Source organism: Rubrivivax soli, from assembly GCF_049810355.1.
GTDB lineage: Bacteria > Pseudomonadota > Gammaproteobacteria > Burkholderiales > Burkholderiaceae_C > Rubrivivax.
On record NZ_CP187368.1, the window covers coordinates 1,379,640 to 1,392,129 of the forward strand.

General features: G+C 67.7%; 10 protein-coding genes and 2 tRNA genes. 2 read left to right on the forward strand and 10 right to left on the reverse strand.

Annotation, left to right across the window (positions count from 1 at the left end; translation table 11 throughout):
* Positions 1–8 precede the first annotated feature (8 nt).
* Positions 9–1,463, forward strand: a complete 1,455-nt coding sequence (locus tag ACPOLB_RS06220) for a conjugal transfer protein TraH (protein WP_425260429.1) — start codon at positions 9–11, stop codon at positions 1,461–1,463.
* Positions 1,464–1,539: 76 nt separating this feature from the next.
* On the forward strand, positions 1,540–4,317 hold the full coding sequence (locus tag ACPOLB_RS06225; protein WP_425260430.1) for a conjugal transfer protein TraG N-terminal domain-containing protein: 2,778 nt from the start codon (positions 1,540–1,542) through the stop codon (positions 4,315–4,317).
* On the opposite strand, the gene ACPOLB_RS06230 is transcribed toward ACPOLB_RS06225, so the two are convergent.
* The 10 genes from ACPOLB_RS06230 to pgsA form a co-directional block, all read right to left on the reverse strand.
* The gene (locus tag ACPOLB_RS06230; RefSeq protein ID WP_425260431.1) at positions 4,318–4,641 is read right to left on the reverse strand and encodes a hypothetical protein; all 324 of its coding nucleotides are present in this window, start codon (positions 4,639–4,641) and stop codon (positions 4,318–4,320) included.
* Positions 4,642–4,790: 149 nt separating this feature from the next.
* A complete protein-coding gene (locus tag ACPOLB_RS06235; protein WP_425260432.1) occupies positions 4,791–6,032 on the reverse strand; it encodes a tyrosine-type recombinase/integrase in 1,242 nt (413 codons plus the stop codon).
* 172 nt (positions 6,033–6,204) lie between these two features.
* Positions 6,205–6,280 (reverse strand) — tRNA-His (locus ACPOLB_RS06240).
* Positions 6,281–6,341: 61 nt separating this feature from the next.
* A complete protein-coding gene (locus tag ACPOLB_RS06245; protein ID WP_425260433.1) occupies positions 6,342–8,237 on the reverse strand; it encodes a SurA N-terminal domain-containing protein in 1,896 nt (631 codons plus the stop codon).
* A gap of 151 nt (positions 8,238–8,388) precedes the next feature.
* A tRNA-Val gene (locus tag ACPOLB_RS06250) sits at positions 8,389–8,464 on the reverse strand.
* Positions 8,465–8,492: 28 nt separating this feature from the next.
* Positions 8,493–8,774 carry an HU family DNA-binding protein gene (locus ACPOLB_RS06255; RefSeq protein ID WP_425261884.1) on the reverse strand — a complete coding sequence of 94 codons (282 nt, stop codon included), beginning with the start codon at positions 8,772–8,774 and terminating at the stop codon, positions 8,493–8,495.
* Between the two features lie 254 nt (positions 8,775–9,028).
* A complete protein-coding gene (locus tag ACPOLB_RS06260) occupies positions 9,029–10,123 on the reverse strand; it encodes a tartrate dehydrogenase (protein ID WP_425260435.1) in 1,095 nt (364 codons plus the stop codon).
* Positions 10,120–11,022: an alpha/beta fold hydrolase gene (locus ACPOLB_RS06265; RefSeq protein WP_425260436.1), complete on the reverse strand. Its 903-nt coding sequence runs from the start codon at positions 11,020–11,022 to the stop codon at positions 10,120–10,122. The genes ACPOLB_RS06260 and ACPOLB_RS06265 overlap by 4 nt, the downstream gene beginning before the upstream one ends.
* Positions 11,019–11,909: a DMT family transporter gene (locus ACPOLB_RS06270; RefSeq protein ID WP_425260437.1), complete on the reverse strand. Its 891-nt coding sequence runs from the start codon at positions 11,907–11,909 to the stop codon at positions 11,019–11,021. Before ACPOLB_RS06270 ends, ACPOLB_RS06265 begins: the two co-directional genes overlap by 4 nt.
* Positions 11,906–12,472, reverse strand: coding sequence for a CDP-diacylglycerol--glycerol-3-phosphate 3-phosphatidyltransferase (pgsA, locus tag ACPOLB_RS06275; protein ID WP_425260438.1), 567 nt, complete (start codon positions 12,470–12,472; stop codon positions 11,906–11,908). The genes ACPOLB_RS06270 and pgsA overlap by 4 nt, the downstream gene beginning before the upstream one ends.
* Positions 12,473–12,490 lie beyond the last annotated feature (18 nt).

Consider the following 12,490-nt stretch of genomic DNA (forward strand, 5'->3'; position numbering starts at 1 on the left):
AGCCCCCGATGAAGCGTACCGACGCCGACCAGTCCCTGCGCCGCGCTGTGGTGGTCGCCCTGTGTTGCGCGGCGCTCGCCGTGGGCCCCGCGCCGCTGCGGGCCGGTGACCTGAACGCCGAGGTGAACAACATGTTCAACAGCCTGGGCGCCATCGGCAACTACACCGCACCGGGAGCGTTCCGGGGGCAGACCTTCAACACCTACACCGGTGGCAGCCTGTTCATGCGGGCGCCGAACAAGGTCTACCAGCTCGCGGCGATCCAGTTTCCGAGCGCACGCGCCGGGTGCGGCGGCATCGATGTGTTCGGCGGCTCCTTCTCGCACATCTCGGCGGCCGAGTTCAAGAACATGCTGCGCAACATCACGGCCGCGCTGCCGGGCATCGCGTTCCAGCTCGCGCTGGAGTCGGTCTCGCCGCTGCTGGGCGGGCTGACCAAGTGGGCCAAGGGCCTGGAGACCTGGATCAACAACGCGCGCATCAACTCCTGCGAGACCGCAAAGGCCATCGTCAGCACGGCCGCCGAGGCAGCAGGCTTCAGCTCGCAGGAGGCCTGTTCCGATCTGGCCATCGAGATGGGCCTGGAGACCGACCGGGACGCCGCGCGCCGCCGCTGTGCGACCGACCGCCCCGGCATCCTGGCCTCGGCCCGATCCTCGGGCGACGCCAACATCCGCAACAAGGCGCCCTTCGTCGGCAACCTGACCTGGAAGGCGCTGCAGCGCACCGGCACCTACCTCGACGACCAGGAGCGCGAGCTCATCATGAGCATCGTCGGCACGGTGATCTTCTACCCAGAGGATGCGGCGCGGGACCCCGAGCCCGTGGCGCCGACGATCACCTCGATCAGCCAGCTGCTGTACGGCCAGGCGGCGGGCACCGGCACCAACGTCACGCAGCACCTGCTCCGGTGCAACAACTACACCGACTGCGACGTGGTGACGCTGAACACCAGCTACACCCACACGCCCTTCACCGCTCGCGTCGAGACCATGATGCGCTCGATCGCCGACAAGATCGCCACGCGAACGGCGATCCCGAACAACTCGGCGGAGGTCGGCTTCGTCAACCAGACCACCGAGCCGGTCTACAAGATGCTCTCGATCGGCGCGACGATTCCCGGCTCGGGGCTGTCCGACAGCCTGATCGCGCAGTACCGCGACGTGATCGCGGCCGACTACGCCTACGTCTTCCTGGAACGGAACCTGCGCGTGGGCATGGCGGCGCTGGACAAGGACTACACCCTGCAGCAGACGCAGCGCGATCGCGCCAACCTGGTGAGGCAGCGGGCCCAGGCCATGCTGCTGCAGTTGTCGCAGGAGAAGAACCTGCTGTACCAGAAGGTCGGCTCGTTCCGGGCGGTATCCAGCCACCTGGAGCAGCTCGAGCGGCAGCTGCGTTCGAGCATGCCCCAGCACGTGATGGACATGCTGGGGCAGCAGGCGGCCTTCCAGGCCCGCTGACACGGCGGTCGGCAGGACTGTTGCCGCAGGCGCCGCGCCAGCAACCCGGAGGCGGACCAGTCCCCAGGAGCGATGCATGTGGGAGATCTACGCCTACCAGAACGCCGACAGTCTGTTCGGCATCTTCAACGCCGCGGCAGCCATCCACGGCTCCGGCGACTACATGGCGGCGGTCGCCGCGGTGGCCTTCTGCGGGTTCATCTCGGCGCTGGTGGCCTACGCCTTCGCGCCAGAGAAGTTGCAGGGGTGGAAGTGGCTGGCCACCGTGCTGCTGGTGTTCTCCGTTCTCATCGTGCCGCGGGTGACCGTGGGCGTCGTCGACAAGACCGGAGGATCCGCCGTGAAGGTGGTGGCTAACGTCCCGTTCGGCGTGGCCTTCCTCGGCAGCGTCACCAGCACGGTCGGGCACACGCTCACGGGCCTGTTCGAGACGGCATTCCAGGTCATCCCGGGTGTCGGCGCCCTGCCGAGCGAACTGAGCTACGAGAAGAACGGCCTGATGTTCGGCAACCGCCTCATCCGGGAGACTGGAGGCGTCGCCTTCCAGGATCCGAACTTCCGCACGGACCTGGTCAACTTCATCCACAACTGCACGATGTACGACCTGATCGACGGCACGGTCGATCCGGGCACGTTCTCGAGCTCGGACGACGTGTGGGCGCTGATGGCATCGCCCAACCCGGCCCGCTTCACGACCCTGACCAGCGCTGGCGGCTCGATCACCGTCGACACCTGCCCGAACGCCTACACGAACCTCAACGGCCGGCTGCCGGCGCAGCTGACCCGCATCCAGGGCAAGCTCGCCTTCCAGCTGAATCCGACGCTGCCGGCGGCGGCCGCCAATGCCGCCATCGCCGGGCAGATCCAGCAGGCCTACCTGAAGAACAGCATCGCGACCGCGGCCGCGACGGCGGCCGACCTGATCCGCCAGAACGCAGTGCTGAATGCGATCAACGACACCAGCAACATCATCGGTCAGAAGGTGAACGACCCGGCGGCCATGGTGCTGGCCGTCGGGCGGGCGCAGTCCGTGGCGCAGCAGAACGCGGCCTGGCTGAATGCAGGCAAGGTCGCCGAGCAGGCGCTGCCGGTGTTCCGCAACGTGATCGAGGCCATCACCTACGCGCTGTTCCCTCTCCTCGTCCTGCTGATGCTGCTGACCAGCGGGCGCGAGACCATGCTGGCCTTCAAGGGCTATGCCGCGGTGCTGATCTGGATCCAGCTCTGGCCGCCGCTGTATGCCGTGCTCAACTACATGGCATCGATCTACGCCGCCTACGACCTCGCGGCGGCGGCTGACCTCGGCAGCGGCGCCAAGGCCCTGTCGCTGCAGACGGCATCGACGATCTACTCGCGGGCGATTTCCGGCGAGGCGGTGGTGGGCTACCTGGCCATCAGTATCCCGTTCATCGCCTGGGCGGCGCTCAAGCGGATGGAGACCTTCGGCACCGCGCTGGTGGGCGGTCTCTCGGGCCTGCAGTCGATGGTGGCCGGTGCCACGGCAGGTGCCGCAGCGGGCAACCTGAGCATGGGTAATGTCTCGATGGACCAGATCCGGCTCGCGCCGAACCGGACGTCCGCGTTCATGAGCAACTGGCAGAACGACATCAGCGGCAACACCGTCTCGTCGAACCTGTTGACCGGCCGGACCGCAGTGAGCCTGCTGCGCAACCAGGGCTACGCGTCCCGGGTCGTCTCGATGCGCGTGAGCGAACAGGACGTGCAGGACGCCACCCGCCAGGTCGACGCAGCCCGAAGCGAAGCGGTCGCAGCCAGCACCGAACGTTCGGCGGTGCTGTCCGAGGCTTTCACCAAGGGCTTGGCAAAGCTGAAGTCATCGCGGAGCAGTACGGGGTCGACATCCAGCAGCTTCGAACAGTTGGGGCAGACGCTGAACCGGCTGGACCAGATCACGCGGAGCGTCGCCGACAGCACTGGCATGTCTCAGTCGCAAGTCGCAAACATAGCCTTCGGCGCTGCCGCACACCTGGGACTGAGCACCGCAGTCGCTGGCGGAAAGCTCAATGCCACAGCAGACAAGAGCTACTTGTCGGGCCTGACGGTGCAGGAGCAGAAAGTGCTAGGCAGCATGACCAGCGAGCAACTTAGCGAGTTCAAGCAGTTCGGCGATCGGGTGTCCAGAGATTCGAGCTTCTCGACTACGGTTGCTGCCGACGCACGTGAAGCCACGGAGATCGCGTCACGCCTCAATGCATCTGCCACGCGGACCACCCGTGCTGAAGCTGCGCTCGCGCAACGAACCAGCTACTCCGAACGGCTGGCTACTGCGCTCGAGAGGGGAGAGGTCATCTCCATAGACGTGGCCCAGGATCCACACAACCTCGCCATGTTCACCCGCTACGCTGAGCAGTACGGGGGCACCAGTGCGGCGGCGCAAGCGCTCTTTGAAGCCGAACTCGCACGGCGTGCCCTCGGGCCAAATCGAACGTTCACGGATGGGACTGGCGTGCCGGTGACGTTCGGGTCGCTCCCTCCCGAGCATCTTCGCCAGTCGGCAATCGTGGACTCGACGGTCGACGTAGCCAGCATGCGCAGAGACTCTGATGCCGCCGTCAGTAGAACTCGCGGGAATCCACTGCCACCAAATGCACCTGCAGAATCGCCGGAGCCTCGCCGAGATCAGATGCAAGCTGAGGCCACGGCGCTCCGGCAACGCGCTGGAGCACAGGCAGATCAGCTTGGTCGAAACATCGATGCCGATCGAGCCGAAGACGGCACCCTCGTGCCGCGTAGGTCCTTGCTGAAGCAATCCGCCAAGCAGGTGGGCAAAGATGCTGCGACCACGGCCGAGAGCGCAGTTGATGCTGTCAAGGACCTCCTGAAGCGCAAGTAGTCAGGACAGCCGATCGGGATCGAACATGTGCTTGTCCGGATCGCCATCGGAAGGCTTCATGAAGGGCGGATGACCGCGGTCGCGCCAATAGTTGGCCGACAACGATCGTGGGGATGTCGATCCTGGCGTGTCGATTGGCTCGTCGGTCAACTGACCGCGCTCAGCCCCTTTTCGTCGACGAGCCAGCAAGGCCGCCACGGGCAGCGCGAAGAGAACTCCGACGACCGCCATCGTCACCTTCGTAGAGGTGTCATCGCCCGCCGCGGCGATCACGCCGATCATCGCGCCGAGAGCGACAACTGCAGCAAACAGGACCAGTCGCATGAGCGCCACCAAAGCTGTAAGCCATCGAAGTGTCGGACATTCCCTGGAGTGGCGCGGATACAAACGGTTCGTTGCTGCCATCGAGTACGGGCATCTTGGGCCATGGCTTCGTCCGTGAAGCCCGCTCCCTACACGATGCGCTATGGACCCTATGCGGCTTGCGCTGGGCGCTCTCCTGGGTGCCTCTGCCTGAGTTCGTCCAAGTAGTCCGCCCAAGCCTTCATCATGTCGCGCCGCTGCTCGATGAACTCCGCCCTGTCGTAGGCAGCGCCCAGCGGGCCGGACTTCCCATGTGCCAGTTGGGCCTCGATCACGTCCGGCGCCACGTTTAGCCGCTCCACCATCACGGTGCGGGCCATCGCCCGGAATCCATGGGGAGTCATCGTCTCGTTGTCGAAGCCCAGCCGGCGCAGAGCAACGCGGACCGTGTTCTCGCTCATCGGCCGCTTGGCACTGATCAGGGACGGAAACACGTATCGCCCTCGGCCGGTCAGCGGCATCAGATCCTTCAGAGCGTCTACCGCCTGGGTGGCGAGCGGAACCAGATGCGGCCTTCCGTTGATCTTCTCCCGCTTTGTCCGCTTCATCTTGGCGGAGGATATCGCCCACATCCTTTCCTCGAGATCCAGCTCGGCCCACTCCATCTGCCGGATGTTCCCTGGCCGCTGGAAGAGCAGCGCCGATAGAAGAAGTGCCGCCCGGGTGACGGGGTGACCGTGGTAGCCGTCGATCGCGCGCATCAAGTCGCCGACCTGATCGGGCTCGACGATCGCCGAGACGTGCCTGGTCAGCACCGGCTTCAGTGCGCCGCGCAGATCGGACGCGGGACTGCGCTCACAACGTCCGGTGGCCACGCCGTATCGAAACACCTGCCCGCAGGCTTCCAGCAGGGAGTGGGGCAGTTCGCGCGTGCCACGTGCCTCAACGCGCCTCAGCGTCTGCAGCAGCATCGGTGCACCGATCTGGGAAAGCGGAAGCTTGCCCAGCCAGGGGAAGATGTCCTTCTCGAGGCGCTCCATCCAGCGCTTGGCGTAGTGATCGCTCCAGCCGACCTTCTTGGTCGCGTGGAACTCGCGCGCGGTCACCTCGAAGCTGGCGTTGGCGTCGAACCGGGAACTGAGACGGTCGACCTGCCTCGCGAGCACCGGGTCGATGCCTGATTGGTGTTGCTTCCGCGCATCGTCTCGAGCGGCCCGAGCATCCTTGAGGCTGACCTCAGGGTAGCAACCCAACGAGAGGCGCTTCTCTTTGCCGTCGAAGTAGTACTTCCAGAACCAGCGCTTGGACCCGGTGCCGGCAACTTCGAGGTAGAGACCACCTGAATCGGTCGCCCGGGTGCGGGCTCTGCCCTGTGGGCAGAACGCGTTCTTGCACTGCTTGTCGGTGAGCATAGGGGAACAAAGCTCCAAATGGCATGACGAACGCCATTTGTTCCCCTACATGTTCCCCTACTTGCGCTGCGCTGCCGTGGGACGGCAGGAACCTTCCTGACTCAAGCGACCGGCTAAGTCGTTGATTCGGCGGGAAGTTCGGTCCGGCATGGGACCTGATGAAACGCTGGGATGGGGTGGCTGATGGGACTCGAACCCACGACGACCAGAATCACAATCTGGGACTCTACCAACTGAGCTACAGCCACCGCAGAGCAAAAGATTATAGCGCGACGCGCACCGGCTTCACGCGCCGGGCCGCGCGTCTCGTCACTGCGTGGCTGCAGACGCCGCTGCGGCGGCCACGGCGGCTTCTTCGATCTGCACCTTGTTGCGCTTCTTCAGCGACTCCAGGTACGCCTGCGCCTCGGCGTTCGCCCAGGCCTGGGTGTACTGCTGCTGCAACGGGCCGTCGCCTCCGGGCAGGGCTTCGCGGCCCAGCACCTGCGTCACACGCGCCACCGCATAGCCTGCATCGCCCAGGTCGACGCCGATCACGGCCGGCAGCTTGGCGGCGTCGGCGCGCAGCGCCGCGTCGACCACCTGCCGCGGCAGGCCCTGCATCTGCGCCCGCGACACCACGGCAGTGACGGGCAGCGCTTCGGCCGGCGCCTTCTGCACCGCCGCCAGCCGCTGCTGACCTTCGGCGCGCGCCTTGGCCGCGGCCTGCACGGCCACCACGCGCGTGCGCACGCGGTCCTGCACCTCGGCCAGCGGCAGCGTGCGGGCGGGCGTGTGCTGCACGATGCGCGCCGACACCAGCTCGTTGGCCCCCACCTCCACGGCGTCGGTGTTGCGCTTGTTGCGCACGACGTCGTTGCTGAACACAGCCTCCAGCAGCTTGGGCGATGCCAGCGCGCCGGTGGCACCTGGCGCGGGCTGGCGCTGCACGGTGGCCGTGCGCTTGTCGAGCTTGAGCTTGTCGATCACCGGCTGCAGGCTGTCGCTCTGCTCGTACACGGTGTTGGTGAACTGCTCGGCGGCCTCGGCGTACTGCTTCTGGGCCAGTGCCTTGCGCACCTCGGTCTCGATCTCGGCGCGCACGCTGTCGAACGGCCGCTTGTCGCCGCCGCGCACCGCGGTCAGCGTGATGATGTGGAAACCGAAGTCGGACTCGACCAAGCTGCTGATCTCGCCGACCTTCATCGCGAACACGGCATCCTCGAACGGCTTGGTCATCATGCCGCGGCCGAAGAAGTCGAGGTCGCCGCCCTGCGCGGCCGAACCCGGGTCCTGCGAGTTCTTCTTCGCCACGTCGGCGAAGGTGGCCGGCGCCTTGCGCAGGTCGGCCAGCAAGGCCTCGGCCTTCGCCTTGGCCGCGGCCTTGTCGGGCTCGGGCTTGATCAGGATGTGGCTGGCGCGACGCTCTTCCGTGGCCGTGTAGCGGCTGGCGTTCTCGTCGTAGTAGCGGCGCAGGTCTTCCTCGGGCACCGCCACCCGCTGGCTCAGCGTGTCCAGCGACAGCGTCACGTATTCGATGCTGGCCTGCTCGGGCGCGCGGAACTGCGCCTCGTTGGCCTTGTAGTAGGCCTCGAGGTCGGCATCGGTCGGATTGACCTGGGCCAGGTACTGCGCCGCGTCGAAGCGCTGCACCTGCACCTCGCGCCGCTGCAGCAGCGCGTCGAGCGACGCGCCGACCACGGCCGTCGGGGCGAACGACGACTGCGCCACCGCACCCAGCACCTGCTGCATGCCGAATTCCTGGCGCAGCTGCTGTTCGAACATCTGCGTGCTCATGCCCTGCGCGGCCAGGATCTCGCGGTTCACGCTGCCGTCGGGGTTGCGCAGGCCGGCGAACTGCGGGTCGGTGACGAACAGGCGCTGCAGCCGTGCATCGTCGGGCACCAGGTTCAGCTGCCGTGCGGTGGCCAGCAGCACGCGGTCGCGCACCAGGCCGTCGAGGGTCTCGCGGCGCATCTGCGGCGTGTCCAGCAGCTTGGCGTCGACACCCGGCATCTGGCGGCGCAGGCGCTCCACGTTGCGCTGGTGCGCCTGGTCCCACTCGCCGCGCTTGATGTCCTGCCCCGCGACGCGCGCCACGGTCTCGGAGTTGCCTTCGTTCATCGTCGAGTAGCCCTCGATGCCGAAGAACACGAACGACGGGATGATGAGCAGCACCAGCAGGCCCAGCGTGAGGCGGGAGTGGGTGCGAATGAAGTCGAACATCGTGGCTGCCTTGCGCGTACCGCGTGGAAGTGGGAAGGCGCCCGGCTCCGTGACCGGAGCCGCAAGCGAAGAAGGCGAACCGTGGTTCGCCTTCTGCTTCGGGGGGGACGCCGGGGCAGGATTCTAGCCGGGCCCGGCATGCCGGCTGGGGTGGTGGGTGCTGACGGGTTCGAACCGCCGACCTACGCCTTGTAAGGGCGCCGCTCTACCAGCTGAGCTAAGCACCCGCAGCCGGCGCGGGGCCCGACGGGCGACTCACTTGCCGCCGTTGAGCGCGTCTTTCAGCGCCTTGCCCGGACGGAACTTCGGCACCTTGGCCGACTTGATCTTGATCGCGTCGCCGGTGCGCGGGTTGCGGCCGGTGCGCGCGGCGCGCTTGGTCACGGCGAAGGTGCCGAACCCGACGATCGACACACTGCCGTTCTTCTTCAGCGTGGTCTTCACGCCGCCGATGATGGCTTCCAGGGCACGGGTGGCCGCGGCCTTGGAAATGTCGGCTTGCTTGGCGATGTGTTCGATCAAATCCGTCTTGTTCACGAAGGTACCCCCTCTCAAGGATGTATCAGGTAGTCGGGTGGGTGATGGTGTTGGCGTGCGGTGCCGAGACACCGTGTGCGGACCCCGAAAAATCATTACAGCCGGGGGGCTTTGCAGTGTCAAGGGCTGCAATGATTCTATGCCTGTGCCACGTCAGCATTCGTCGCGAACGGCCCGCCGTTGCGGGCGAAGTCCACGTGATTCCTCGCTTGACAACGTGCATGCGCAGGCCTACCCGCAACGGTACGCGGGCCTCACGCCGATGCGATGGCTTGTGCGAGCGCCGCCCCCAGGTCTTGCGTGCCGGCCCGACCGCCCAGATCGGGGGTGCGCGGCGCGGCGGGGTCGGACAGCACGGCTTCGATGCCGCGCAGCACGGCATCGTGCGCGTCGCGGTGCCCCAGGAAGTCGAGCATCATCGCCACCGACCACACCTGCCCGATCGGGTTGGCCACACCCCGGCCCGCGATGTCGGGCGCCGAGCCGTGCACGGGCTCGAACAGCGAGGGCCACTGCCGCGTGGGGTTCAGGTTGGCAGACGGCGCGATGCCGATGGTGCCGGTGCAGGCCGGGCCCAGGTCGGACAGGATGTCGCCGAACAGGTTGCTGGCGACGACGACGTCGAAGTGCTGCGGCCGCTGCACGAAGAACGCGGTCAGGATGTCGATGTGGAAGCGGTCCACCGACACCTGCGGATACGACTTTGACATCGCCTCCACACGCTCGTCCCAGTAGGGCATGGTGATCGCGATGCCGTTGCTCTTGGTGGCCGAGGTCAGCTTGCGCCGCGGCCGCGACTGCGCCAGCTCGAACGCGAACTTCAGCACCCGGTCCACGCCCACGCGCGACATCACGGTGTTCTGCATCACCACCTCGCGCTCGGTGCCCTCGTACATGCGGCCGCCGATGCTGCTGTACTCGCCCTCGGTGTTCTCGCGCACGATCCACATGTCGATCTCGCCGGGCTTCAGGGCCTCGCCCTGCCGGTTCACCAGCGGGCTGCGGATGCCGGGCATCAGGCGCGCCGGGCGCAGGTTCACGAACTGGTCGAACTCGCGGCGGAACTTCAGCAGGCTGCCCCAGAGCGAGATGTGGTCGGGCACGGTGGCGGGCCAGCCCACGGCGCCGAACAGGATGGCATGGTGGCCGCCGATGCGGTCCTTCCAGTCGGCCGGCATCATCTCGCCATGCTTGGCGAAGTACGCGCAGTTGGCGAAGTCGAACTCGTCGACCTGCAAGGCGATGCCGAAGCGGCGCGCCGCGGCGTCGAGCGCGCGCAGGCCCTCGGGCATGACTTCGGTGCCGATGCCGTCGCCGGCGATCACCGCGATGCGATGGGTGGTGCTCATGGGGTCTCCTTGAAGAACGCCAGGGCCTCGGACAGCAACAGGTCCGGGGCCTCTTCGGCGATGTAGTGGCCGCAGGGCAAGGCATGACCGGTGCAGCGTGCCGCCGCGACCGACCACAGCGCGGGCACGTCGAAGCAGCGGCCCACCGCGCCTTGCGCACCCCACAGCACGTGCAGCGGCATGACCAGCATGCGCCCGGCGTCGCGGTCGGCGCGGTCGTGCTGCAGATCGATGCCGGCCGAGGCGCGGTAGTCCTCGCAGATGGCGGTGGCGGTGCCGGGCAGCGCGATGCAGCGCTCGTACGCCGCCAGCGCCACGGGGTCGAAGGCCTGCAGGCCGGCATGACGCCGGCCCATGACCTCGCGCACGTAGGCCACGGGGTCGGCCTCGATCAGGCGCTCGGGCAGGGGCGCCGGCTGGATCAGGAAGAACCAGTGCCAGTAGGCGCGCGCGAAGTCCTCGCTCGTGTGTTCATACATCGCCAGCGTGGGCGCCACGTCCAGCAGCAGCAGGCGCTGCACCGCGCCCGGGTGGTCCAGCGCCAGCCGGTGCGCCACGCGGGCCCCGCGGTCGTGCGCGAGCACGTCGAAACGCGCGAAGCCCAGCGCCTGCATCACGCCCAGCATGTCCAGTGCCATCGTGCGCTTGCTGCAGGCCACATGTCCAGGACTGGCGGGTATGCGCTGCGAATCGCCGTAGCCACGCAGGTCCGCGGCGACCACCGTGTGGCGCTGCGCCAGCGCCGGCGCCACGCGGTGCCACATCGCGTGGCTCTGCGGGTGGCCGTGCAGCAGCAGCAGCGGCGGGCCCGACCCGCCGCGGCGCACGCGGATGCGCACACCCTGCGGCGCGAGGTCCAGCGTCTCGAAGCCGGGCAGCAACGGGTCGATTGCCGTCATGCGCGCGCCCGCACCACCAGGAACACGCCCAGCGCCGTCAGCACCATGCCGCCCAGCACGCTGGCGCTCAGGTGTTCGTCGAACAGCAGCCAGGCCAGCAGCGCGGTGCACGGCGGCACCAGGTACATCAGGCTCGTCACGCGCGTGGCGGCACCGCGCTGGATCATCAGGTACAGCAGCGAGCTGCCGCCGAGCGTCAGCGCCAGCACCGACCAGGCCATCGCGCCAATCACGTGCGGGTGCCAGTCGACGCTGCCCGGCTCCAGCAGCGCCAGCGGCGCGGTCACCGCGAAGGCCGCCAGCAGCTGCACCGTGCTGGCCGTGCGCACGTCGCAGGGCGTGACGAAGCGCTTCTGGTACAGCGTGCCCGCCGTGATGCTCAGCAGCGCCAGCACCGCCAGCGCCAGGTTGCCGGCGCTGACCTCGCCCACGCCCAGCTTGTGCCACACCACCAGCAGCAGCCCGGCCAGGCCCAGCGCCAGCCCGGCCCATTGCCGCGCGGCGATGCGGCGCTCGGAGCCGACGGCGCTGACCCACAACGCCGTCAGCACCGGCTGCAGGCCCACGACCAGCGCCACCGTGCCCGCGCCGAGGCCCTGCTTGACGGCGGCCCAGACGCCGCCCAGGTAGCCGCCGTGCAGCAGCACGCCGGTGGCCGCCAGGTGCAGCCACTGCATGCGCCCCTGCGGCCAGGCCACGCGCGCCCACAGGATCCACAGCCCGAAGGCCAGCACCGAGAACGCGAAGCGCAACGCCAGGAAGCCCAGCGGCGGCGCGTGCGGCATGCCGAAGCGCGCCACCACGAAGCCGGTGCTCCAGATCAGCACGAAGACCACGGGCATGGCCCGCAGCAGCGCGTCGCGCTGCGCCGCGTCGGCGGCGTTCATCGGACCTTGGCGCGGATCTCCGGGATCGCCTTGCGCAGGTAGTACACCATGGACCAGACGGTCAGCACGGCCGCCACCCACATCAGCCAGGTGCCCCACACATGCGTGTCGATGGCGCCGAAGAGCGTGCCGTCGTACAGCAGGAACGGGATGGCCACCATCTGCGACATGGTCTTGAGCTTGCCGAGCATGTGCACGGCGACGCTGCGCGAGGCGCCGATCTGCGCCATCCACTCCCGCAACGCCGAGATTGCGATCTCCCGCCCGATGATGATCAGCGCGGCGAAGACATCGGCGCGCTGCAGGTGCACCAGGATCAGCAGCGCGGCGCAGACCAGGAACTTGTCGGCCACCGGGTCGAGGAAGGCGCCGAAGGCCGAGGTCTGGTTCAGCCGGCGCGCCAGCCAGCCGTCCAGCCAGTCGGTGAGCGCGAAGAAGACGAACATCACCGTGGCCACCAGGTTGCGCAGGCCCGGCTCCATCGGCATGTAGTACACGCCGATGATGAGCGGGATGGCGAAGATGCGCGCCCAGGTGAGCAGCGTCGGCAGCGTCAGGAACATGCGCCGATTGTGCCGAAG